The sequence below is a fragment of the Pseudomonas canadensis genome (genome assembly GCF_000503215.1).
GTDB classification, from domain to species: domain Bacteria; phylum Pseudomonadota; class Gammaproteobacteria; order Pseudomonadales; family Pseudomonadaceae; genus Aquipseudomonas; species Aquipseudomonas canadensis.
Genome location: NZ_AYTD01000017.1, coordinates 462,136 through 485,102, shown reverse-complemented (window position 1 = coordinate 485,102; position 22,967 = coordinate 462,136). Strand labels below are relative to the sequence as shown.

Genomic DNA, 22,967 nt, shown 5'->3' with positions numbered 1-22,967 from the left:
CAGTCCACGAAGTATAACCAGCTTGATACAAGTGTTGGTCGGTTAACTGTTGTTTGTGACGCGGTTGGCGCTGAACCTCTGTGGGAGCGAGCTTGCTCGCGAAGATATCCCAGGTCACCGCGTTCATTCCCCGGTGTCCGCGTCATCGTTAACGCGCTTCGCGAGCAAGCTCGCTCCTACAAAGTCAGGCGTCACACTTGGCCGTATTGCTGCCCATGGCGTAGCCAGCGGTCCAGCAATGGGCTGACATGATCCGGCCAACGTTCGAGCAGCGCTTGCGCCGCATCGCGCACGGCCGGCAGCAGGTCAGCGTCGCGCATCAGGTCGGCGACCTTGAATTGCAGCAGGCCGGTCTGGCGGGTGCCGAGCATTTCACCGGGGCCGCGCAGCTCGAGGTCTTTTTCGGCAATGATAAAACCGTCGTTGGTTTCACGCATGATGCCCAGGCGCTGGCGACCAATCTGTGACAGCGGCGGGTGGTAGAGCAGCACGCAATGGCTGGCGGCGCTGCCCCGGCCGACCCGGCCGCGCAACTGGTGCAGTTGCGCCAGGCCAAGGCGCTCGGGGTTCTCGATAATCATCAAGCTGGCGTTGGGTACGTCCACACCGACCTCGATCACCGTGGTAGCCACCAACAGTTGCAGGTTACCGGCCTTGAATTCGGCCATCACGGCGGCTTTTTCTGCGGGCTTCATGCGGCCATGGATCAGGCCGACCTTGAGCTCGCCCAAGGCGCTGGTGAGGTCTTCAAAGGTGGTCTCGGCAGCCTGGCAGGTCAGCTCCTCGGACTCTTCGATCAGCGTGCACACCCAGTACGCCTGGCGCCCTTCGGCACAGGCGCCGCGCACGCGCTCGATCACTTCGACACGTCGGGTGTCGGTGACCAATACGGTGTTGACCGGCGTCCGGCCGGGCGGCAGTTCGTCGAGGATCGAGGTGTCGAGGTCGGCGTAGGCGCTCATCGCCAGGGTGCGCGGGATCGGCGTGGCGGTCATGATCAACTGGTGCGGGTTCATGCGCCCGCCCACGCCTTTCTGGCGCAGGGCCAGGCGTTGCTGCACGCCGAATCGATGCTGTTCGTCGATGATCACCAGCGCCAGATTCTTGAATTGCACTTCATCCTGAAACAGCGCGTGGGTGCCCACCACCATGGGTGCACCACCGGCAATCTGCTCCAGAGCCGCTGCGCGTACCTTGCCCTTGAGCTTGCCGGCCAGCCACGCCACTTCCAGGCCCAGAGGCTCGAGCCAGCGCTTGAAGGTGATGAAGTGCTGCTCGGCAAGAATTTCGGTGGGCGCCATCAACGCCACTTGGTAACCAGCTTCCAGCGCTTGCAAGGCGGCGAGAGCGGCGACCACGGTCTTGCCTGCGCCCACATCGCCCTGGATCAGGCGCAGCATGGGTTCCTGCTGGCTTAAGTCGTAGGCGATTTCATTACCGACGCGTTGTTGGGCGCCGGTCGGCGCAAAGCCCAGGTTGGCCAGGTATTGCGCGGGCAAACGCGTGGCCTTGGGCATCGCCGGCGCACGCAGGGAACGCATGCTTTCGCGCAGGCGCTGCTGGGAGAGTTGGTGAGTCAGCAGTTCTTCAAACGCCAGGCGGTGCTGGGCCCAGTGATGACCCAGCGCCAGCTCGTCGACATCGGCATCGGCAGGCGGGTGATGCAAGTAGCGAATCGCATCGTCCAGCGACGCCAGTTGATAGTCGCGGGCCAGCTCCAGCGGCAGCCAGTCGGGCAGGCTTTTCGGGCCGAGCATCGTCAGCGTCTGCATGCACAGCTGGCGCAGGCGTTGCTGGGTCAGGCCTTCGGTGAGCGGGTAGATCGGTGTGAGCGTGGTGTCGACTGGCGGCGGTTCATCGCCGGTAATGGCGCGGTATTCCGGGTGATAGATTTCCAGGCCCGATGCACCAGGCCGCGCTTCGCCGTAGCAGCGTACGCGGGTGCCGCGTTTTAGGCCTTCTTTCTGCGCGTTGCTGAAATGGTAGAAGCGCAGGCTCAGGCCACCGGTGCCATCCTGCAGACGCACCACCAGGCTGCGACGCTTGCCCATCACCACGTCGGCGCCGCTGACCGTGCCTTCGACCACCGCGTCCTGCCCAGGGCGCAACTGGCCGATGGGCACCACGCGGGTGCGGTCCTGATAGCGCAGGGGCAGGTGGAACAACACGTCCTGGAGGTTTTCCAGGCCGACCTTGGCCAACTTCTCGGCCATGGCTTCACCGACACCCTTGAGTGCCGTCACCGACACCTGCGACAGCTCAGTCATACCGTTGCTTAGCTCGCAGCCGTCGGCTTGGCCACCGAGCACAGGCGGATCGAATCGGCGAGGATCTCAATCGCTTTCGGTCGTGGGAAGCTGGCGCGCCAGGCGATCGCCACGGTACGGAACGGTACTGGCGGCGTCAGTGGGCGCACTTCGATCACGCCGGGGGCGTAGTGGTGGCTGTCCACCGCCGACAGCGGCAGGATCGAAATGCCCAGGCCGGAGGCGACCATGTGCCGGATGGTTTCCAGGGAGCTGGATTCCACGGTGGTGTGCTTGGCGCCGTCGTTGCCCTTGGTCAGGGTCGGGCAGGCTTCCAATACCTGGTCACGGAAGCAGTGGCCTTCGCCCAGCAGCAGCAGGCTCTTGTCGTTGAGCAGGCCGGCGTCGATGGTGTCCTTTTGCGTCCACGGGTGGGAAGCGGGCATCAAGACGTAGAACGGCTCGTCGTAGAGCGGCAGGGTCAACACGTCCGCTTCGTTGAACGGCAGGGCGATGATGATCGCGTCCAGCTCGCCGTTGCGCAGTTTGTCGCGCAGCACGTGGGTGAAGTTTTCTTCGATATATAACGGCATCTGCGGCGCGACGCGGTGCAGTTGCGGGATCAGGTGCGGGAACAGGTACGGGCCGACGGTGTAGATGGCGCCGACTTTCAGCGGTGCGGTCAGCTGGTTCTTGCCGGCCTGGGCCAGTTCGCGAATGCTCTGCGCCTGCTCCAGCACCTTCTGGGCCTGGGCCACAATGCCTTCGCCCACAGGCGTTAGGCGCACGGCGCTCTTGCTGCGCTCGAAAATCAGCACACCGAGTTCGTCTTCAAGCTTTTTCACGCCCACCGACAGCGTCGGCTGGCTGACATGGCAACGCTCGGCCGCGTGGCCGAAGTGCTGCTCTTGGGCGAGGGTAACGATGTAGCGTAATTCTGTAAGAGTCATAGCGGGCGTCCATGAGGTTGCGGGCCAAGCATACCGGCTGCAATCGATAGACGCACGTTATCAGAACTTTGCTGGGGATTGAGCGGGGAGTTACGCAGATTTTGCTGAAGGTGGTAAGGGTTGCCCCTCACCACCTTCATTTTTCAGCGACGACGCTTCTCGATGTTGTACACGAACGGTGCAACGATCTCGATGCTGCCACCTTTGAGCATGTCTGCCGGTGGCTTGGGCAGTGGCTGGGCGCGACGGATCATGTCCAGCGTGGCGCGGTCCAGGTCGGCGTTGCCGGAGCGGCCCACCAACTCGTAGGACAGCACGTTGCCTTCGGCATCCACCACGAACTTCAGGCGGTTCAGGCCTTCCTTGCCACGGGCCTGCGCGCCTGGCGGGTACTTTTTGTACTTCTGCAAGTGAGCCAGCAGCGTGCCTTCCCAGGAAGCCTTCGCTGCGATTTGCTGCGGAGAAGGGCCTGGTACAGGTTGGGCCGATTTCTCAGCCGGTGCTTGGGTCGGCGGAGCGTCGCTCGGCGGATCCTCGGAGGGTTTCTCCTTGGGCGGCTCGATCTTCTTCTCCACAGGCTTCGGCGGCTGCGGTTTAGGCTTGGGCTTGACCGGCTTGGGCACCTGGATCGTTGGCTTGGGTGCCTCGGCCAGTTTCGGCAGGGGCAGCTCTTCCACCGGTGCAGGCGGTTGCGGCGGCGTTACCACCTTGGGCGGCGCTGGCGGCGGCGGGGCTGGCATCGGTGCCAGGTCGATGACCATGGCAGCCGGCGGCAACTGCACCGTGCGCGGCGCGGACCAATGAAGCGCGATAGCGATCGCGACGGCATGCACGCCCAGTACGACGGCGAGGCTGGTGCCATAACGCGTCAGTTTGTGGCGCGTCGTGATCATTTCTTGGCTGCCGTCTCAAGTCCGACCAGGCCGACCTTGAGGTAGCCGGCTGCCCGCAGGGCATCCATCACGCTCATCAGGTCGCCGTAGTCCACGCCCTTGTCAGCCTGGAAGAAGATCGTCGTGTCTTTCTTGCCTTGGGTCTTGGCGTCGAGCACCGGGCCCAGGGTTTCAGCTTTGACTTCTTCTTCGCCCAGGAACAGGCGTTGGTCCGCCTTGACGCTGAGGAAGATCGGTTTCTCTGGCCGTGGCGCAGGTTTGGCGCTGGATGCGGGCAGGTCGACCTTAATGTCCACGGTCGCCAACGGTGCCGCCACCATGAAGATGATCAGCAGCACCAGCATCACGTCGATAAACGGCGTGACGTTGATTTCGTGGTTCTCGACGAGTTCGTCGTCGCCTTGATTCAAATGCAGGCCCATGGCCGATTACCCCACTTTCACCATGTGCGGTTGCGAGCTGCGCTCGGTAGGCAGGTGATCGAGGTCGCGGCTGACCAGCAGCAGGACTTCTGCCGACGCGTCCGATACCTGGGCTTTGTAGCCGGCAATCGAACGGGCGAAGACGTTGTAGATCACCACCGCAGGAATCGCGGCAACCAGGCCCAGGGCGGTCGCCAGCAGGGCTTCGGCGATGCCAGGGGCAACGACGGCAAGGTTGGTGGTCTGGGTTTTGGCGATGCCGATGAAGCTGTTCATGATGCCCCACACGGTACCGAACAAGCCGACGAACGGCGCGGTAGAACCGATGGTTGCGAGCACGCCGGTGCCGCTGCTCATGTTACGACCGCAGGCTGCCACCAGGCGCTCCAGGCGGAAGGCCACACGTTCCTTGATGCCTTCTTTTTCGCGGGTGTTGGCCGACAGGCGCATTTCTTCCAGCGCGTCGTGCACCAGAGTGTTGGCCAGGGTGCCCTTCTTGGTCGCGCTTTCGCTGGCTTCCTTGAGGGTGGTAGCCTTTTTCAGGTGGACGATTTCAGTGCGCAGACGACGTTTGGCGCCCAGCAGCTCGAAGCCTTTGGCGATCCAGATGGTCCAGGTGATGATCGAGGCAATGGCTAGGCCGATCATCACGGCTTTCACCACCACGTCAGCGTTCTGGTACATGCCCCACGGCGACAGGTCATGGGCCATGCCCAGGGTGTTGTCTTCTTCCAGCACCACACCGGTGTCTTCGGCGGAGGCTGGGTCAGCCGCCAGGGCCGGGTCGGTGGCGGCCGGCGCAGCCACTGGAGCTGCCGGTGCCGCGGCATTTTGCTCGGCGGCAGCCGGGGTGGCGGGTGCGGCGGCGTCAGCGAAGGCGGCGGTCGGTGCCAGCAGTACGCTGAACAGCAGCGCAGCACTCGCACGCCAGGCGCGGGATGGGCTGTGAAGCTTGGTTGGCGAAGCGGGGGTTGTATTACGTGTCATGCTGGCCGGACCTGAGAGAAAAAATGAGTGATCGTCCTTCCAGACCCAAGGGGTCGAGGACAAATGGGCGGTTATTATTGCAAGTAATTCTTGTTAACAGAAGTAATACAGTTACTTTATTTGCCCTTTTTCTGGCCGTCGGTCACTCGCGAGGGCTAACCTAGACCTTTCAGTACGGAGTTTTGTGATGTCTGCGCCTTCTGTTGTGATTGCCGGCTGTGGCGATGTAGGGAGCCGGCTGGCCAGCCAGTTGCTCGACTCGGAGTGGGAGGTTCATGGCCTGCGCCGCGATATTTCGCGGCTGCCCGAGGGCGTGATCGGTATTGCCGGTGACCTGTTCAACAAGGATTGCCCTGACACCTGGCCGATCGGCGGGGTGGATTATCTGGTGTACTGCGCTGCCGCGACGGACCATGACGAAGCCGGCTATCGCGCTGCTTATGTTGAAGGGCTGAAACATGTGCTGGAGTGGCTGGGCGACTACGGGCAGGAGCCTAAGCACCTGCTGTTTGTATCCAGCAGCAGCGTCTACGGGCAGCAAAATGGCGAGTGGGTCGACGAAACGTCGAAGACTCAGGCGAAGGGTTATTCCGGGCAAGTAATGTTGGAGGCTGAGCAAGTTGCGCTCGACAGTGGCATCCCCGCCAGCATTGTGCGGCTGACTGGTATCTATGGACCGGGCCGCGAATGGCTGTTGACCCAGGTTCGCCAAGGGTACCGCGTGGCAATCGACCCACCTTTATATGGCAACCGCATTCACGCAGATGACGCAGCGGGTTTGCTGGCGTTTTTGTTGCATCATGTGGAAAAGGGCGGCTCGCTGGAGAAGGTCTACATCGGCGTCGATGATGCGCCTGCGCCGCTGGCCGAGGTGGTGGATTGGTTGCGTGAGTATCTGGGTGTGACCGAATGGGCTGATGACGCGAGTGTGCGGCGTGCTGGCAGCAAGCAATGCAGCAATGCGCGTATCAAGGCGTTGGGTTGGGTGCCGACGTACCCGACTTACCGCGAGGGCTACGCGGCGATCCTGAAAGGCTGAAATGCGGTGAAAATGTGGGAGCGGGCTTGCTCGCGAAAGCGCTGTGTCAGTCACTGAATGTGCTTCTGATAAACCGCTTTCGCGCGCAAGCCCGCTCCCACATTTGGATACGCGTTCGGCTGCTTATTGCTTTTCAAGCAACCACTGGCGAGGCCCTGGCGTAAACGAAGGCACCTCATCCGCCTGTGCGGTATTGATCGCCTGGAAGATCTCCAGTTGCTTGCCTTTGCGCACAAAAATCCACGGGTTGCCCTGGCCGTTCAACTGCAGCCAGATACTGTCGTAGCCACCGCTCATGGACGCGCAATCGCCCGCCAGGCACAGCGAGTACTGATCGACATTCGGCAGGCCAGCGACCTTGCCGTTGGCCTGGAATTGCACGATGGCGCCGCTTCCGAAACCGTCGAGGATCTTCCAGTCACCCCCCATATAAGCGGCGTACAGCGCACGCTCGAAGTTTGCGCCCAGTGGCGCGCCTTCCGGTGCGGGCTCTTTGGGGCGAGCGAACAGCTGTTCCGGCTCGTTGTCGTTGGCCACTTGCAGCAGCTGTTTGCCTTTGCGCTTGAGTTCGGTGGCGGAGCTGCCGTAGAAGTCCACACTCCACGCGCCGGACTTTTCACCCAGCAATTTGCCTTCCGCTACTTCAAAACCGTTGTAGTAGCGTGCCTGCGAGGCCTTGGTATTGACCTCCCATTCGAGGTTCGGGCCAAAGCTCTGCAGGGCTTCACGCAAAGGGCCGCCTTTGGCCGCCGCATCGACGGCGACCTGGTTGATCCAGGTGCCGCTCACATCCCGGTCGGCAGGGTTGCTGGCGCAGCCGCCGAGCAACAGGGCGAGCAGTGATGAGGCTACAAGCGCTTTGCGCATCATGAAATCCTTTTAAAACGAAGTCGGCGCAGCCTATGGGGGCTGCGCCGGGTGTTTTACTCGATGACCAGAATCGCGTCCATCTCAACCTGTGCACCCTTTGGCAGGGCGGCAACGCCGATGGCGGCGCGGGCTGGGTAAGGCTGTTCGAAGTACTTGCCCATGATCTCGTTGACCTTGGCGAAGTGGCTCAGGTCGGTGAGAAAGATGTTCAGCTTGACGATGTCTTTGAACGAACCGCCGGCAGCCTCGGCCACCGACTTGAGGTTTTCGAAGACCTGCACGGTCTGTGCTTCGAAGCCTTCAACCAGTTCCATGGTCTTTGGGTCCAGTGGAATCTGGCCGGACATGTAGACGGTGTTGCCTGCCTTGATCGCCTGGGAGTAGGTGCCGATGGCGGCCGGGGCTTTATCGCTGGTGATAACAGTCTTGGTCATGAATGACTCCTTGTAATGTGGCTTAGGCGCGCATGCGAGTGATGCGGATCACACCCGTCAAGGCACGCAGTTTCTTGATTACGCGGGCCAGGTGCACGCGGTCGTGAACGCTGACCACCAACTGGACCACGCTGATGCGACCATCGCGTTCGTCCATGCTGATCTTCTCGATATTGCCGTCGGCTGCGTTGACGCTGCTGGCGAGCAGGGCGATCAGGCCGCGCTGGTGTTCCAGCTCCACCCGCAACTCGACGTTGAATTCGCCGGTGACATCCTTGGCCCACGAGAGCTGGATGCATTTTTCCGGGTTGTGGCGGATTTCGGTGATGTTGCGGCAGTTGTCCAGGTGCACCACCATGCCTTTGCCCGCCGACAAATGGCCGACAATCGGGTCGCCCGGGATCGGCGTGCAGCACTTGGCGTAGCTGAGCACCAGGCCCTCGGTGCCACGAATCGCCAGCGGACCTTCGGGGCTTGGCAATTGTTCGCCTTCGCCGAGCAGGCGGCGGGCGACCACGTAGGCCATGCGGTTGCCCAAGCCGATATCTTCCAGCAGGTCTTCGATGGTTTCCTGGCGATACTCGTGGAGCATCGCTTGCACGCGCTCTGTAGGAATCTTGTCCAGGGCGCTGTCGAAACCGTTGAGCACCTTGTTCAGCAGGCGTTCGCCCAGGCTGATGGACTCGGAGCGGCGCTGCAGTTTCAAGGCGTGGCGGATGTGCGTGCGCGCCTTGCCGGTGACCACAAAGTTGAGCCATGCCGGATTCGGGCGTGCGCCCGGTGCGCTGACGATCTCGACCGTGGAGCCGCTTTGCAGCGGTTCGGACAGCGGCGCGAGACGACGGTTGATCCGACAGGCGATGCAGCTGTTGCCCACATCGGTGTGCACGGCGTAGGCAAAGTCGACCGCCGTGGAGCCTTTGGGCAGCTCCATGATCCGGCCTTTGGGCGTGAACACGTAGACCTCGTCCGGAAACAGGTCGATCTTCACGCTTTCGATAAATTCGAGGGAGTTGCCGGCACGTTGCTGCATTTCCAGCACGCCCTTGACCCACTGGCGGGCACGGGCATGGGTGCCTTTTGGCTGCTCGTCGCCGCTGGATTTGTACAGCCAATGGGCGGCGATGCCGTTGTTGGCCATCTCTTCCATTTCGCGGGTGCGGATCTGGATCTCGATCGGCACCCCGTGCATACCAAACAGCGTGGTATGCAGCGACTGGTAGCCGTTGGCCTTGGGAATCGCGATGTAATCCTTGAAGCGCCCCGGCAGCGGTTTGTACAAATTATGTACAGCGCCCAGCACGCGGTAGCAGGTGTCGACCTTGTCGACGATGATCCGGAACGCATACACGTCCATGATCTCGTTGAAGGCCCGACGCTTGCCGCGCATCTTCTTGTAGATGCCGTAGATGTGTTTCTGCCGGCCGCTGACCTCGCCTTCGATCTCGTCGATCGCCAGGCAATGGCTCAGGGACTCTTCGATCTTGTTGACGATTTCCTTGCGGTTGCCCCGGGCGCGCTTGACCGCCTGGTAGATGCGCGCCGAACGCATCGGGTGCATGGCTTTGAAACCGAGGTCTTCGAATTCGATACGAATGGCGTGCATGCCCAGCCGGTTGGCGATGGGCGCGTAGATTTCCAGGGTTTCCTTGGCGATGCGCCGGCGTTTTTCGCCGGACAGCACCTCCAGCGTGCGCATGTTGTGCAGCCGGTCGGCCAGCTTGACCAGAATCACCCGGATATCGCGGGCCATGGCCATGGCCATCTTCTGGAAGTTTTCCGCCTGGGCTTCAGCCTTGGTCTCGAAGTTCATCTGGGTCAGTTTGCTGACCCCGTCGACCAGTTCGGCCACGGTTTCGCCAAATTGTGCGCTGAGCGCTTCCTTGGCGATGCCGGTGTCTTCGATCACGTCATGCAGCATCGCGGCCATCAGGCTCTGATGGTCCATGTGCATGTCGGCAAGAATATTTGCCACCGCAAGAGGATGGGTGACATACGCCTCACCGCTACGCCGGCGTTGGCCGTCGTGGGCTTGTTCGGCGTAGAAATACGCTCGGCGGACCAGGTTGACCTGGTCTGGGCCGAGGTAGGCCGATAAGCGATCGGCGAGGGCGTCTATGCTCGGCAAAGTGTGAACTCCTGCCGTTGGCTGTGACCCCGCGCCGTGCTACGTCGACCAGGCATAGGCTTAGACGGCCTCGTTGGACTCGTCCTCGAACGCTGCAAACAGCGGTTCGTCTTCAACGATTTCAGCGTTGGCGATGAACTCGTAGCTCATCAGGCCTTCAGCGATTTCACGCAGGGCTACAACGGTAGGCTTGTCGTTTTCCCACTGGACCAGGGGCTCTTTGCCGCCAGTGGCCAGTTGACGGGCACGCTTGGTAGAGAGCATGACCAGCTCAAAGCGGTTATCCACGTGTTCTAGGCAGTCTTCAACGGTTACGCGGGCCATGGTATTCCTCGGAGCGAATGCAAGATGCGCGCTGCCCGGTTGGGCGAGCGGACTAAACAGTTTAAAAAATCACCAGCGTTTAGGGAAGCGCTGATTTTTCGCAGGCCCTCGCAAAACCGCTACAAGTGCCAATGTAAAGCCCTTGCAGCGGTTTTGGGAAGAGCCAATCAACCGAGCAGTTCGGCCAGTAATTTGCCGAAACGCTGTTGCTGGCGCTTTTGCTGGAGCTGATTGGTGCGGAAAATCGCCTTCAAATCGTCCAGTGCGTGGGCAAAATCGTCGTTGATGATCAGGTAGTCGTAGTCGACGTAGTGGCTCATTTCGCTGACGGCTTCACGCATACGACCTTCGATGATCTCGTCACTGTCCTGGCCACGGTTGGTCAGGCGTTGGTGCAAGGCTTCCAGCGAAGGCGGCAGGATGAAGATCGAGCGCGCCTGGGGCATCAGCTTGCGCACTTGCTCGGCGCCCTGCCAGTCGATTTCCAGGATCAGGTCGTGGCCTTCATCCAGAGTCTGCTGCAGGTGGCTTTGCGAGGTGCCGTAGAGGTTGCCGAACACTTCGGCACGCTCCAGGAAGTCGCCGTGTTCGATCATCTTGACGAACTCGGTGCGCTCGACGAAGTGATAGTGCACGCCGTTTACCTCACCCGGACGCATGGCGCGGGTGGTGTGGGAAACCGAAATGCGGATCTGCTCGTCAGCGTCGGTCAGGGCCTTGACCAGACTGCTCTTGCCCGCGCCCGAAGGGGCGGAAATGATGTACAGGGTGCCGGTGCTGTGGGTCATGGAGGTTGCCTTACTCAATATTCTGTACTTGTTCGCGCATCTGCTCGATCAACACTTTGAGGTTGACCGCCGCCGTGGTGCTGCGCGGGTCGAACGCCTTGGAGCCCAGTGTATTGGCTTCGCGGTTGAGTTCCTGCATCAGGAAGTCCAGGCGCCGACCGGCGGCACCGCCGGACTTGAGCACGCGGCGCACTTCGAGGATGTGGGTGCTCAGGCGATCGAGCTCTTCGGCAACGTCGCTCTTCTGCGCCAACAGGACCATTTCCTGCTCCAGGCGCGTGGGGTCGAGGTCGGCCTTCATGTCGGTGAAGCGGTCGAGCACCTTCTGGCGCTGGCTGGCGAGCATCTGCGGCACCAGTTCACGCAGGGTGACAACGTCTGCTTCAATGGCGGTCAGGCGCTCGCTGATCAAGCGCGCCAGCTCGGCGCCTTCGCGCTCGCGGCCGGCTTTCAGCTCCTTGAGGCCTTGGTTGAACAGGGCGAGCGCTTCGGCGTTAAGGGCTTGCGGGTCGGTGGCGTCGGCCACCAGTACACCGGGCCAGGCCAGCACTTCCAGTGGGTTGAGCGCGGCCGGCTGCTTGATCAGGCCGGCGATGGTTTCGGCTGCGGCGACCAGTTGCGCGGCGCGGTCGCGGTCAATCTGCAAGGCCTTGCCGGTGGTTTCTTCGGTAAAACGCAGGGTGCATTCCAGCTTGCCGCGGGAAATACCCTGGCGCAGTGCTTCACGCACGGCGCCTTCGAGATCGCGGAACGACTCCGGCAGGCGCAGGTGCGGCTCCAGGTAACGGCTGTTGACCGAGCGCAGTTCCCAGCTCAGGGTGCCTTGGACGCCGGCTTTTTCGACGCGGGCGAAGGCGGTCATGCTGTGCACCATGGAGGTACCTCGCGTTGCAGCCCGCAAACACGGGCTGATGATTAAGAAGGCGCAGGATTGTAGCGCAGTGGGGCGGACACGCCCAAACCCGAGCATTCGTAACCGAATTTTTTAGCAGTGCCCCGAAACGGCTCGCGGCTCTATAATGCTCGGCAGTTTTTCGTCCTCAGTACAGGTGTCTCCCTATGAAACGTCCAAGTGGTCGCGCTGCCGATCAGCTCCGCTCGATCCGCATCACCCGCAACTACACCAAACACGCCGAGGGTTCTGTACTGGTCGAGTTTGGCGATACCAAGGTCATCTGCACCGTCAGCGTCGAAAACGGCGTGCCGCGTTTCCTCAAAGGCCAGGGCCAGGGTTGGTTGACCGCCGAGTACGGCATGCTGCCGCGCGCCACCGGTGAGCGTAACCAGCGTGAAGCCAGCCGTGGCAAGCAGGGCGGCCGTACACTGGAAATCCAGCGTCTTATCGGCCGCTCCCTGCGCGCAGCCCTGGACATGTCCAAGCTGGGCGACGTGACCCTGTATGTCGACTGCGACGTGATCCAGGCCGACGGCGGCACCCGTACTGCGTCCATCACCGGCGCCATGGTGGCCCTGGTTGATGCACTCAAAGTGATCAAGAAGCGTGGCGGCCTGAAAGGCGGTGACCCGCTCAAGCAGATGATTGCTGCGGTATCGGTAGGCATGTATCAGGGTGAGCCTGTGCTGGACCTGGACTACCTGGAAGACTCGGCTGCCGAGACCGACCTGAACGTGGTCATGACCAGCACCGGTGGTTTCATCGAAGTACAGGGCACCGCCGAGGGCGCGCCATTCCAGCCGGCCGAGCTGAACGCCATGCTGGCCCTGGCCCAGAAAGGCATGACCGAAATCTTCGAGCTGCAGAACGCCGCCCTGGCTGACTGAGCCCGTTTCAAGGAGAAACGCCATGAATGACAACAGCCAAATGCCGGTGCCTACGCCTTCCTACGAAGTGCGCCAGGGGGCAATGTTGTGCCATCTCGCGGCGTTTCTGGGCTTCGTGTTCCCCTTCGGTAGCGTCGTGGGGCCACTGATCCTGTGGCAGATGAAGAAAGAAGTGGACCCGTTCATTGATGATCAGGGCAAGGAAGCGCTGAACTTCCAGATCACCGTGGCCATCGCCTGGATCGCTTGCATCGTGCTGGCTTTTGCAGTGATTGGCTTTTTCCTGATGGTTGCCCTGGCGATCGCCACAGTGGTGCTGACTATCATTGGCAGCATCAAGGCCAACAAGGGGATTGTTTATCGCTACCCCTTGACCTGGCGCCTGATCAAATAATGAGCACCCACAAAAAAACCGACAGCGATGTCGGTTTTTTTGTGCCTGGAAAAAGACCTTAGATGGTCAATGTCCAGTCGTAGTCCACGATCAGCGGCGCGTGCTGCGAGAAGCGTGGCTGGCGCGGCAGGCGTGCGCTGCGCACGAACCGGCGCAGACCTGGGGTGAGCAACTGGTAGTCGAAACGCCAGCCCAGGTTAAGCATCTCAGCTTGTTCGTTGTCTGGCCACCAGCTGTACTGGTCGCCTTCGCGGCTGACTTCGCGCAGGGCATCCACATAGCCCATGTTGCCGACAATCTCGTCCATCCAGGCACGTTCCGGCGCCAGGAAACCCGGGGATTGCTGGCTGTCGCGCCAGTTCTTGATATCCAGCTTCTGTTGCGCCACGTACAGCGAGCCACAATAAATGTACTCGCGACGCTTGCGTCGCTGTTTATCCAGGTAACGGGCGAAATCGTCCATTAGCTTGAACTTCTGGTTCAAGTCTTCATCGCCGTTCTGCCCCGAAGGGAGCAGCAAGGTCGCGATGCTGACCTTATCGAAATCGGCTTGCAGGTAGCGCCCGTAGCGGTCGGCTGTCTCGAAGCCGAGGCCGCTGATGACCGCCTTGGGTTGCAACCGCGAATACAAAGCCACGCCACCTTGGGTGGGCACTTCGGCATCGCAGGCATAAAGGAAGTAGCCATCCAGTTGGAAGGCTGGGTCGTCCAGTTCAAAGGCGGAGGCGCGGGTATCCTGCAGGCAGATGACGTCGGCATTCTGGGCTTGCAGCCAACTGAGCAAACCACGCTCGACTGCAGCCTGAATACCATTAACGTTCACACTGATGATCCGCATAAATGGCCCCAAAAATCGCGTGCGTGTATGATACACGCCGTCCACCTAATTAGCTAAATCCGTGGTATCTGAGGCTTTTTTCATGCAGGCGTATCAACGCGATTTCATTCGTTTTGCCATCGATCGCGGCGTTTTGCGCTTCGGTGAGTTCACTTTGAAGTCCGGGCGCACCAGCCCGTACTTCTTCAATGCAGGCTTGTTCAACTCGGGTTCGGCCCTGGCCCAGCTGGGTCGTTTCTACGCGGCAGCCATCGTTGAAAGCGGTATTTCCTTCGACGTGCTGTTCGGCCCAGCCTACAAGGGTATCCCCCTGGCGGCGGCAACGGCCGTGGCTTTGGCTGAGCATCACGGGCAGGATCTGCCATGGTGTTTCAACCGCAAAGAGGCCAAGGCCCACGGCGAAGGCGGTAGCCTGGTCGGGGCTCCACTCAAGGGCGACGTGCTGATCATCGACGACGTGATCACCGCCGGTACTGCGATCCGCGAAGTCATGCAGATCATCGCCTCCCAGGATGGCGCCAAGGCTGCCGGCGTGCTGATCGCGCTGAACCGCCAGGAACGTGGCAACGGTGAATTGTCGGCCATCCAGGAAGTGGAGCGCGATTTCGGCATTCCGGTGGTGAGCATTGTGTCGTTGAACCAAGTGTTGCAGTTCCTGGAAGACGACCCACAGCTTAAGCAGCATCTACCGGCCGTGCGGGCGTACCGCGAGCAGTTCGGCGTCTAAATAAAAGGCCCTGTGAAAACAGGGCCTTTTTTTGGAATAAGGGTCAGGGTTGCTATGGCGCTCATGAGCGTTGAAACACGGCAGCCCGACTGGCGGTTAACCCAATTTCCGCCATTTATCGATCAGTCGCACGACGAGCCAGGCATTGAACAGCGCAAACACCCGCAATGCCAGGACCACTAGCACGTACGGCGTGCGATCCACGTCGAAGTTCCACAAGTCCAGTGTGCTGCTGTTCATGACACGGACCGCGGTGGGCAGGTTTACGTAAAACAGCGCCATGAAAGTACTGGTCATGGGCAGTGCGCAGGCAAGCAAAATATTGATGACTTTCGTCCTGCTACGTTTCCTGGCCTGCGCGCCTGATTAGTTCTCATCCATCGCTAATGCATCATGTACCTTGGGCCACGCCAAGTTGAACATGAAGGTGGTCAGGGTCAGCAGCAGGCCGCTGACCGCGACGATTTCACCCAACGGCATTCAGGCCCAGCGTCTGGCATAACAGTGCTTTGGCGATGCGTTATAGCGCGCATGCAATCTCGCTGTCGGAAATTTTTAGGGTTTTATTGACCGGCTCCCGCTGTTCCTGCTGGAAAGTATGGGCATCAATAGTGAATGCGATCTGCATGGTTCAGTCTCCCACCGTTATTGGGAAGGCTGGTTCGGGTACGGATCTTCGACAGCGTCACCCTGGCCGGTGAGGATATTCCAGCCTTTCAGCAGGTGCGGGCTTGCTTTGAAGTTTGGGCAGGGTGGAAGGGAAGTCTTCGACTGATTGCTGTAGTGGCGTCCGCAGTCGGCACACTCATAGGTGCCTGCCGATACGTCGCTGCCGTAGGGGGTGTAGGTTTTTTGCATGGGGAAGATCTCCTGTGGATTTAAGGAAGATCCTAAGCAGATGTATGCCGGCAAGATGTCGGATGCTTCGATCATTGCGGTAGGGCATTTCCCTCTCTCATAAAAAAGACCGCAGATTTCGTCGATTCTTTCGGAGGTTTCGTACATAGGTACGTGTCGCCGAAAGAGCCGTCGAAAACTACGGTCTATTCAAGATTTTTACATCATGGACGCTTGCGGTTGCTGATCAGCGTACCCACACCGGTATCGGTGAAGATTTCCAGCAGGATCGCGTTCGGCACGCGACCATCCAGGATCAGCGAGCTTCCCACGCCGCCTTGCACCGCTTCCAGCGCGCAACGGATCTTCGGCAGCATGCCACCGTAGATGGTGCCGTCAGCGATCAACTCGTCCACTTGTTGCGTGGTCAAGCCAGTCAGCACCTTGCCTTCCTTGTCCATCAAGCCGGCGATGTTGGTCAACAGCATCAGCTTTTCAGCCTTCAATGCTTCGGCCACCTTGCCGGCCACCAGGTCGGCGTTGATGTTGTAGGACTCACCGTTGGCGCCCACGCCGATGGGCGCGATCACCGGGATGAAGTCACCTTTGACCAGCAGGTTCAGCAGGTCGGTGTTGATGCCGATCACTTCACCCACCTGGCCGATGTCGATGATTTCCGGCTGGGTCATTTCCGGCGTCTGACGGGTCACGGTCAGTTTTTTCGCGCGGATCAGTTCCGCGTCCTTGCCGGTCAGGCCAATGGCGCTGCCGCCGTGACGGTTGATCAGGTTGACGATGTCTTTGTTGACCTGGCCGCCGAGGACCATCTCCACCACGTCCATGGTCTGCGCGTCAGTGACACGCATGCCATCGATGAAGTGACTCTCGATCGACAAGCGCTTGAGCAGGTCGCCGATTTGCGGGCCGCCGCCGTGCACTACCACCGGGTTGATCCCCACGGCTTTCATCAACACGATGTCGCGGGCAAAGCCGGTTTTCAGCTCTTCGCTTTCCATGGCATTGCCGCCGTACTTGATCACCAGCGTCTTGCCGACATAGCGTCGAATGTAAGGCAACGCTTCGGACAGGACCTTGGCAGTGTTGGCAGCGGCTTCGCGTTCGAGGGTCATTCAGGGCTCCGGTAAAAAATCAGAACGGTAATTGGAGATCAGGGGCAACACGTTTCAACTGGGCGTGGAACACGTCCTTGATGCGCTGCAACTCAGCCTCGGTATCCGCCTCGAAACGCAGGACCAGCACCGGTGTGGTGTTGGACGCGCGAACCAGGCCCCAGCCTTTGGCGTAATCGACTCGCACACCATCAATGGTGGTCAGGTTGGCACCTTCGCCCCATTGCGCATCGTGCAGTGCGTCAATGATGCTGAATTTGCTCTCCTCGGTCACATGGATATTGATCTCTGGCGTAGAAATATCGTTCGGGAAGGTCTGGAATAGCTCTTCGGCGGTGGATTTTTCCTTGCTGAGGATCTCCAGCAGGCGCGCAGCGCTGTAAATACCGTCGTCAAAGCCGAACCAGCGCTCTTTGAAGAACACGTGGCCGCTCATTTCGCCGGCCAATAGCGCGCCGGTTTCCTTCATTTTCTTTTTGATCAACGAGTGGCCGGTCTTCCACATTAGCGGGCGACCGCCATATTCCTTGATCAGCGGGGTGAGGCGGCGGGTGCACTTCACGTCGAAGATGATCTCGGCGTTGGCATTGCGCGCCACCACGTCACGGGCAAACAGCATCAACAGGCGATCCGGGAACACGATTTCTCCGGTCTCGGTCACCACACCCACGCGGTCGCCGTCGCCGTCGAAGGCCAGGCCCACATCCGCGCCGGTTTCCTTGACCTTGGCGATCAGGTCCACCAGGTTCTCAGGCTTGCCCGGGTCCGGATGGTGGTTGGGGAAGTTGCCGTCGACCTCGCAGAACAACGGAATCACTTCGCAGTTCAAGGCTTCGAGCAACTGCGGGGCGATCACGCCGGCCGCGCCGTTACCGCAGTCCACCACCACTTTGAGGCGGCGTGCGAGTTTGACGTCACGGGTGATTTCATCAGAGTAGCGTTGCAGGATGTCGACTTTGGTGATGGTGCCCTTGCCGCTGGTCAGATCGTTGTTTTTCAGGCGGTCGTGCAGGGCCTGGATCTGTTCGTTGGCCAGGGTGTCGCCAGCGATGACGATCTTGAAACCGTTGTAGTCCGACGGGTTGTGGCTACCGGTGAGCATCACCCCGGACTTGCCGGCCAGTACGTTGGCGGCGTAGTACAGCGCGGGCGTTGGCACCAGGCCCACGTCGCTGACATGGCAACCACTGTCGGCCAGGCCCTGGATCAGTTGTTCCACCAGCTCCGGGCCTGACAGGCGACCGTCACGGCCGACCGAAACGTTGGGTTCATCCTGGGCCAGGCTCTGGGAGCCGATGGCGCGGCCAATCCAGTAGGCGGTTTCGGCCGTCAGGGTCTTGGGCACCACGCCACGGATGTCATAGGCGCGAAAGATACTGTCGGGGAATGCTGGGGCTACGCGGGCTGCGGTACTCATCGCGGGGGGAAACTCCATCTGAAGGGGGCAAGGCTGGCCTTAATGTGGCTGGCCGGCAGGCGCAAACTGAAGGGTATGACGGTGTTTTCGGCAGAGAGTTCGTGGTGCAAAAATGCCATCGGAGCGCTGGCTCCGTGTTTATGTCTGCGTAATGCTTTGATTTCTATGGGGAAATCTCGCTGATAAAATCCGCGCATTCTTCGTCCTGAAAAGCCTTGCGGTGGCGTCGGGCCGGGCAACAGCGCCCGGCCAGAATTAGCTTAGTCAGTGACTGCCGGAATGCCCAAAACCGCCTGCGCCGCGTTGGGTTTCATCAAACTCCTGTACCAGTTCGAAGTGCGCCTGCACCACCGGCACCAGTACCAACTGGGCAATGCGTTCGCCGACAGCGATGTTGAACGCGGTCTGGCCACGGTTCCAGCATGACACCATCAGTTCGCCCTGGTAGTCCGAATCGATCAGGCCGACCAGGTTGCCCAACACGATGCCGTGTTTATGGCCCAGGCCAGAGCGCGGCAGGATCAGGGCTGCCAGGCCAGGATCGCCTACGTAGATCGACAAGCCGGTCGGAATAAGAATGGTCTGGCCCGGCTCAAGGACAGTGTCTTCCTTGAGCATGGCGCGCAGATCGAGGCCGGCGGAGCCTGGGGTGGCGTAGGCCGGCAGTGGGAATTCGCTGCCGATGCGTGGGTCGAGGATCTTGGTTTGCAAAGCGTGCATGGAAATTAAACCTGGTTCAGCCGTTGGGCGATAAAAGAGATCAGTTGGCGGGCAATCTTGCCCTTGCTGGTCTGGGCGAAAAGGGTGGCATGCAGGTCGCGGTCAATCACGCTGCAGGCATTTTCCTCGCTGTTGAAGCCGATGCTCGGGTTGGCGACATCATTGGCAACGATCAGGTCGAGGTTTTTGTCTTTCAATTTGCGTGCGGCGTAGTCCAGCAAATGCTCGGTCTCGGCGGCGAAGCCGACACTGAACGGACGGTCCGCGCGGGTGGCAATGGTGGCCAGGATGTCTGGGTTGCGCACCATTTGCAGGAGCAGGCCGTCGCCGCTTGTAGGGTCCTTCTTGAGCTTTTGCGGGGCGACCACTTCCGGGCGGTAGTCTGCAACTGCTGCCGAGGCGATGAACAGGTCGCACGGAATGGCCGCCTCACAGGCCGCCAGCATGTCGCGGGCGCTGACTACGTCGATTCGTGTGACCCGATCCGGGGTCGGCAAATGCACCGGGCCGGTGATCAGGGTGACGCGCGCGCCTGCCTCGACCGCCGCTTCAGCCAAAGCGAAGCCCATTTTTCCTGAGCTATGGTTGGTGATGTAGCGCACCGGGTCGATGTTTTCCTGGGTCGGGCCAGCGGTGATCAGCACATGCTTGCCGGTCAGGGCCAGGTGCTGGAAGCACTCGGCCGCACACAGCGCCAGGTCGGTGGCTTCGAGCATGCGGCCCATGCCAACGTCGCCGCAGGCCTGGCTGCCGGACGCCGGGCCGAACACCTTGAGGCCACGGCTTTGCAGGAGTTGGGTGTTGGCCTGGGTGGCTGGGTCGCGCCACATGGCTTGGTTCATGGCCGGGGCGATGGCGACGGTGGCGTCTGTGGCCAGTACGAGGGTGGTCAGCAGGTCATCGGCGATGCCTTGGGCCAGACGGGCGATCAGGTCGGCGGTGGCCGGGGCGATCAGCACCAGGTCGGCCCATTTGGCCAGTTCGATATGGCCCATGGCGGCTTCGGCGGCCGGGTCCAGCAGGTCCAGGTGAACCGGGTGGCCGGACAGCGCTTGCATGGTCAGTGGGGTGATGAACTCACTGCCACCGCGGGTCATGACCACGCGCACTTCGGCGCCTTGGTCCAGGAGCCTGCGAACCAGTTCTGCGCTCTTGTAGGCGGCAATGCCGCCGCCAACGCCGAGAACGATGCGTTTCCGATACAGACGCTGCATTGGTTTGCCTTTCCAGTTCAGTGATGCCAGTTCAGTGACGCCTGCGATGCCCCCTCCCCAGGGGAAATCGCCTGCAAAAAAGAGGGCCTACGATAACACAGCGTCCGCTAGGCAACAGCGGCGCACATGCCACGGCGCGTATGGAGAGGGAGGTGAGATGAGTATTCGTGATTGGCCGGTGGCGGAGCGGCCCCGGGAAAAGCTTTTGGAAGGGGGCGCGGCGAGCCTGTCGGATGCGGAGCTGCTGGCGATCTTCCTGCGTACCGGGGTTTCCGGTCGGAGCGCGGTGGACCTGGCGCGCCATCTGTTGGCGCAATTTGGCGGCTTGCGCCCCTTGCTGGAGGCCAGCCAGGCGCTGTTCAGCCAGCAATTGGGGTTGGGACCGGCGAAGTTTGCCCAGTTGCAGGCGGTGCTGGAAATGGCCCGGCGCCACATGGCCGAACGCTTGCGCCAGGACTCGGTGCTGGAAAGCCCTGTGGCCGTGCGGGATTACCTCAAGGCGTTGTTGCGGCACGAGCCTCATGAGACCTTCGGTTGCCTGTTTCTCGACTCAAAACACCGGGTGCTGGGTTTCGAGGCGTTGTCCCAGGGCACTATCGATGCGGCGATGGTCTATCCCCGGCAAGTGGTCAAGCGCGCCCTGGCGTACAACGCGGCGGCGTTGATCCTGTGCCACAACCATCCTTCCGGCAGCCTTGAGCCGAGTGCGGCTGATCGAAAATTGACCAGGTTGCTGCAAAAAGCCTTGGAAGTGGTGGATGTGCGGGTGCTCGATCACATCATCGTGGGGGATGGCGACCCGTTGTCGATGGCGGAGTATGGGTGGATGTAGGAGCCGACTTGCCGGCGATCAGGTCCGCAAGATCGCGATGGACTTCGCTGACGCCATCGCTGGCAAGCCAGCTCCTACAAGGGTTATTTGACGCTGACTTTGGAGAAGTCCTGGCGTCCGAATGGGCTCACCTGGTAGCCCTCGACATTCTTGCGGGCCAGGGCAAACGCGGTCGGGTGCGCGAGCGGCAACCACAGCGCCTGTTGCTGGATCTGCGCCTGGGCCTGCTGGTAGAGCTTGGTGCGTACGCCTTGCTCGCTGGTGGTCTTGCCAGCGCTGATCAGCTTGTCCAGCGCGGGGTCGCAATAGCGGGCGAAGTTGGTGCCGGATTTCACCGCTGCGCAGGAGAACTGCGGGGTCAGGAAGTTATCCGGGTCGCCGTTGTCGCCGGCCCAGCCCATGAACAGCAGGTCGTGTTCGCCGGCCTTGGCGCGGCGGATCAGCTCGCCCCATTCGATCACGCGGATCTCGGCCTGGATGCCGACCTTGGCCAGGTCAGCCTGTAACAGCTGTGCACCAAGGTTCGGGTTAGGGTTCAGCAGGCTGCCGGTGGGGCGTGTCCAGATAGTGGTCTTGAAACCATCCTTGAGTCCGGCGCGGTCCAGCAGCGCCTTGGCCTTGGTGAGGTCCTGTGGATAACCCGGCAGCTCCTTGGCGTAACTCCAGGTGTTGGGCGGGAAAGGTCCGTTGGCAGCTTCGGCGGTGCCTTCAAACACGGCCTTGAGGTAGCTGCCTTTGTCGAACGCCAAGTTGATTGCCTGGCGCACTTCGGGCTTGTCCAGAGGCGGGTGCTGGCTGTTGATGGCCACGAAGGCGGTCATGAATGCGGCGGTTTTTTCCACCTTGAGCGCCGGGTCCTTTTCGGCTTCGCCCACATCCAGCGGTTTGGGGGAGAGGGCGATCTGGCATTCGTCGCGATGCAATTTTTGCAGGCGCACGTTGGCGTCCGGGGTGATGGCGAAGATCAAGTTATCCACAGACGGTTTGCCGGCGAAGTAGTCCGGGTTGGCCTTGTAGCGCACCACGGCATCTTTCTGGAACCGGCTGAAGATGAACGGCCCGGTGCCGATTGGCTGGCTGTTGAGCTTCTCCGGCGTGCCCGCCTTGAGCAGTTTGTCGGCGTATTCCGCCGGGTAGATCGAGGCAAAACCCATGCTCAGGGCGGCGAGAAAGGTAGAGTCGGCGTGATCCAGGGTGAAACGCACGGTCAGCGGGTCAAGGGCGTCGATTTTCTTGACCAGCGTCGGCAGTTGCAGCGACTGCGCATGGGGGAAGCCGCTCTGGGCGATCTTGTGCCAGGGGTTGGCCGGGTCGAGCATGCGCTCGAAGCTGAAGCGCACGTCTTCGGCGGTCAGGGTACGGCTAGGGGTGAAGTATTCGGTGCGGTGGAATTTCACATCCGGGTGCAGCTTGAAGGTATAGGTCAGGCCATCCGGCGAGACTTCCCAACTGTCCGCCAGGCTGGGCACCAGTTTGCCGCTGGCCGCGTCGTAGTCCACCAGGCGGTTCATCAGCACATCGGCCGAGGCGTTGGTGGTGGTCAACGAGTTGTATTGCACCACATCGAACCCTTCGGGGCTGGCCTCGGTGCAGACGCTCAAGTTGCTGGCGGCAGAGGCCAGCGGCGCGATAAAGAGAGGGGCGAGCAATAGCGGTAGGGCAGCGAGGCGCATGTTCGGTTTCCTTTGCAGATCGAAGGCCCATCTGCGAGTGCAGTCTGGAAAAGTCCTACCGTAGAGGTCTGATTGGTAAATGACTAGCCCATTTTTGCCTGTGCTTTTGCCCCAAATGCTGTTTTGATGGCACCTCAGCGCATTTTGCCGAGCACTTAATGGTGCGCGCGGGCGCTGTAAATCATTCTGTGCGACGAGCGGTCGGCTGTGACAGCGGCCCCTCCTGGCAACGGTTCAGGCGTCTGCCGCCAAGATTTACGCCAGTAAAAACATTCGGGCTGTTGTTGCACCTGGGTCTTTCTGGTATAAAGCAGCGCTCTTT

Annotated in this window: 23 protein-coding genes and 1 pseudogene; 5 read left to right on the top strand and 19 right to left on the bottom strand. The window is 60.8% G+C overall.

Going from position 1 to position 22,967, the window contains the following annotated elements; genetic code table 11:
• Nucleotides 1-191: 191 nt before the first annotated feature.
• From recG to exbB, 5 genes are all read right to left on the bottom strand, one after another.
• The gene (gene recG / locus U367_RS0121035) at nucleotides 192-2,267 is read right to left on the bottom strand and encodes an ATP-dependent DNA helicase RecG (RefSeq protein ID WP_025999713.1); all 2,076 of its coding nucleotides are present in this window, start codon (nucleotides 2,265-2,267) and stop codon (nucleotides 192-194) included.
• Between the two features lie 8 nt (nucleotides 2,268-2,275).
• Complete coding sequence (locus tag U367_RS0121030; RefSeq protein WP_016975936.1) at nucleotides 2,276-3,196, bottom strand: hydrogen peroxide-inducible genes activator; 921 nt, start codon at nucleotides 3,194-3,196, stop codon at nucleotides 2,276-2,278.
• 143 nt (nucleotides 3,197-3,339) lie between these two features.
• Complete coding sequence (locus U367_RS0121025; protein ID WP_016975935.1) at nucleotides 3,340-4,089, bottom strand: TonB family protein; 750 nt, start codon at nucleotides 4,087-4,089, stop codon at nucleotides 3,340-3,342.
• Nucleotides 4,086-4,511, bottom strand: coding sequence for a TonB system transport protein ExbD (gene exbD, locus U367_RS0121020; protein WP_003195519.1), 426 nt, complete (start codon nucleotides 4,509-4,511; stop codon nucleotides 4,086-4,088). Before exbD ends, U367_RS0121025 begins: the two co-directional genes overlap by 4 nt.
• Before the next feature lie 6 nt (nucleotides 4,512-4,517).
• Complete coding sequence (gene exbB, locus U367_RS0121015) at nucleotides 4,518-5,498, bottom strand: tonB-system energizer ExbB (RefSeq protein WP_028618480.1); 981 nt, start codon at nucleotides 5,496-5,498, stop codon at nucleotides 4,518-4,520.
• A 187-nt stretch (nucleotides 5,499-5,685) separates the two neighbouring features.
• Here exbB and U367_RS0121010 point away from each other — a divergent pair, with 187 nt between their 5' ends.
• A complete protein-coding gene (locus tag U367_RS0121010) occupies nucleotides 5,686-6,537 on the top strand; it encodes an SDR family oxidoreductase (protein ID WP_028618479.1) in 852 nt (283 codons plus the stop codon).
• Nucleotides 6,538-6,660: 123 nt separating this feature from the next.
• On the opposite strand, the gene U367_RS0121005 is transcribed toward U367_RS0121010, so the two are convergent.
• From U367_RS0121005 to U367_RS0120980, 6 genes are all read right to left on the bottom strand, one after another.
• Complete coding sequence (locus U367_RS0121005; protein ID WP_028618478.1) at nucleotides 6,661-7,404, bottom strand: hypothetical protein; 744 nt, start codon at nucleotides 7,402-7,404, stop codon at nucleotides 6,661-6,663.
• A 56-nt stretch (nucleotides 7,405-7,460) separates the two neighbouring features.
• Nucleotides 7,461-7,841, bottom strand: coding sequence for a RidA family protein (locus tag U367_RS0121000; protein ID WP_003176922.1), 381 nt, complete (start codon nucleotides 7,839-7,841; stop codon nucleotides 7,461-7,463).
• Between the two features lie 22 nt (nucleotides 7,842-7,863).
• A complete protein-coding gene (gene spoT / locus U367_RS0120995; protein WP_016975931.1) occupies nucleotides 7,864-9,969 on the bottom strand; it encodes a bifunctional GTP diphosphokinase/guanosine-3',5'-bis pyrophosphate 3'-pyrophosphohydrolase in 2,106 nt (701 codons plus the stop codon).
• Between the two features lie 60 nt (nucleotides 9,970-10,029).
• Nucleotides 10,030-10,293 carry a DNA-directed RNA polymerase subunit omega gene (gene rpoZ, locus U367_RS0120990; protein ID WP_003176920.1) on the bottom strand — a complete coding sequence of 88 codons (264 nt, stop codon included), beginning with the start codon at nucleotides 10,291-10,293 and terminating at the stop codon, nucleotides 10,030-10,032.
• Nucleotides 10,294-10,460: 167 nt separating this feature from the next.
• Nucleotides 10,461-11,081: a guanylate kinase gene (gmk, locus tag U367_RS0120985; RefSeq protein ID WP_016975930.1), complete on the bottom strand. Its 621-nt coding sequence runs from the start codon at nucleotides 11,079-11,081 to the stop codon at nucleotides 10,461-10,463.
• A gap of 10 nt (nucleotides 11,082-11,091) precedes the next feature.
• Nucleotides 11,092-11,955 carry a YicC/YloC family endoribonuclease gene (locus tag U367_RS0120980; protein WP_028618477.1) on the bottom strand — a complete coding sequence of 288 codons (864 nt, stop codon included), beginning with the start codon at nucleotides 11,953-11,955 and terminating at the stop codon, nucleotides 11,092-11,094.
• Nucleotides 11,956-12,140: 185 nt separating this feature from the next.
• On the opposite strand from U367_RS0120980, the gene rph reads away from it, so the two are divergent.
• Together rph and U367_RS0120970 are read left to right on the top strand one after the other, a co-directional pair.
• A complete protein-coding gene (gene rph / locus U367_RS0120975; protein ID WP_016975928.1) occupies nucleotides 12,141-12,863 on the top strand; it encodes a ribonuclease PH in 723 nt (240 codons plus the stop codon).
• A 22-nt stretch (nucleotides 12,864-12,885) separates the two neighbouring features.
• Nucleotides 12,886-13,257 carry a DUF4870 domain-containing protein gene (locus U367_RS0120970; RefSeq protein ID WP_025856354.1) on the top strand — a complete coding sequence of 124 codons (372 nt, stop codon included), beginning with the start codon at nucleotides 12,886-12,888 and terminating at the stop codon, nucleotides 13,255-13,257.
• A gap of 58 nt (nucleotides 13,258-13,315) precedes the next feature.
• Here U367_RS0120970 and U367_RS0120965 read toward each other — a convergent pair whose 3' ends face one another.
• Nucleotides 13,316-14,095 (bottom strand): exodeoxyribonuclease III, encoded by a 780-nt coding sequence (locus U367_RS0120965; RefSeq protein WP_003195493.1) that lies wholly within the window; start codon nucleotides 14,093-14,095, stop codon nucleotides 13,316-13,318.
• A gap of 82 nt (nucleotides 14,096-14,177) precedes the next feature.
• Here U367_RS0120965 and pyrE point away from each other — a divergent pair, with 82 nt between their 5' ends.
• Complete coding sequence (gene pyrE / locus U367_RS0120960) at nucleotides 14,178-14,822, top strand: orotate phosphoribosyltransferase (RefSeq protein ID WP_028618476.1); 645 nt, start codon at nucleotides 14,178-14,180, stop codon at nucleotides 14,820-14,822.
• A 96-nt stretch (nucleotides 14,823-14,918) separates the two neighbouring features.
• Here pyrE and U367_RS1000000132600 read toward each other — a convergent pair whose 3' ends face one another.
• From U367_RS1000000132600 to coaBC, 6 genes and pseudogenes are all read right to left on the bottom strand, one after another.
• The gene (locus tag U367_RS1000000132600; RefSeq protein WP_317135399.1) at nucleotides 14,919-15,119 is read right to left on the bottom strand and encodes a hypothetical protein; all 201 of its coding nucleotides are present in this window, start codon (nucleotides 15,117-15,119) and stop codon (nucleotides 14,919-14,921) included.
• Between the two features lie 348 nt (nucleotides 15,120-15,467).
• A complete protein-coding gene (locus U367_RS0120945; RefSeq protein ID WP_028618475.1) occupies nucleotides 15,468-15,680 on the bottom strand; it encodes a hypothetical protein in 213 nt (70 codons plus the stop codon).
• A gap of 203 nt (nucleotides 15,681-15,883) precedes the next feature.
• The gene (gene argB / locus U367_RS0120940) at nucleotides 15,884-16,789 is read right to left on the bottom strand and encodes an acetylglutamate kinase (RefSeq protein ID WP_017735763.1); all 906 of its coding nucleotides are present in this window, start codon (nucleotides 16,787-16,789) and stop codon (nucleotides 15,884-15,886) included.
• Between the two features lie 19 nt (nucleotides 16,790-16,808).
• Nucleotides 16,809-18,230, bottom strand: a pseudogene (locus tag U367_RS0120935) (phosphomannomutase/phosphoglucomutase); the annotation flags it as partial.
• A 240-nt stretch (nucleotides 18,231-18,470) separates the two neighbouring features.
• The gene (dut, locus tag U367_RS0120930) at nucleotides 18,471-18,926 is read right to left on the bottom strand and encodes a dUTP diphosphatase (RefSeq protein WP_028618474.1); all 456 of its coding nucleotides are present in this window, start codon (nucleotides 18,924-18,926) and stop codon (nucleotides 18,471-18,473) included.
• A gap of 5 nt (nucleotides 18,927-18,931) precedes the next feature.
• Complete coding sequence (coaBC, locus tag U367_RS0120925) at nucleotides 18,932-20,140, bottom strand: bifunctional phosphopantothenoylcysteine decarboxylase/phosphopantothenate--cysteine ligase CoaBC (RefSeq protein ID WP_028618473.1); 1,209 nt, start codon at nucleotides 20,138-20,140, stop codon at nucleotides 18,932-18,934.
• Nucleotides 20,141-20,297: 157 nt separating this feature from the next.
• Here coaBC and radC point away from each other — a divergent pair, with 157 nt between their 5' ends.
• Nucleotides 20,298-20,972, top strand: coding sequence for a RadC family protein (gene radC / locus U367_RS0120920; RefSeq protein ID WP_028618472.1), 675 nt, complete (start codon nucleotides 20,298-20,300; stop codon nucleotides 20,970-20,972).
• An 83-nt stretch (nucleotides 20,973-21,055) separates the two neighbouring features.
• On the opposite strand, the gene U367_RS0120915 is transcribed toward radC, so the two are convergent.
• Entirely contained in the window at nucleotides 21,056-22,645 is a 1,590-nt protein-coding gene (locus U367_RS0120915; RefSeq protein WP_028618471.1) for an ABC transporter substrate-binding protein, read from the bottom strand.
• Between the last annotated feature and the right edge of the window lie 322 nt (nucleotides 22,646-22,967).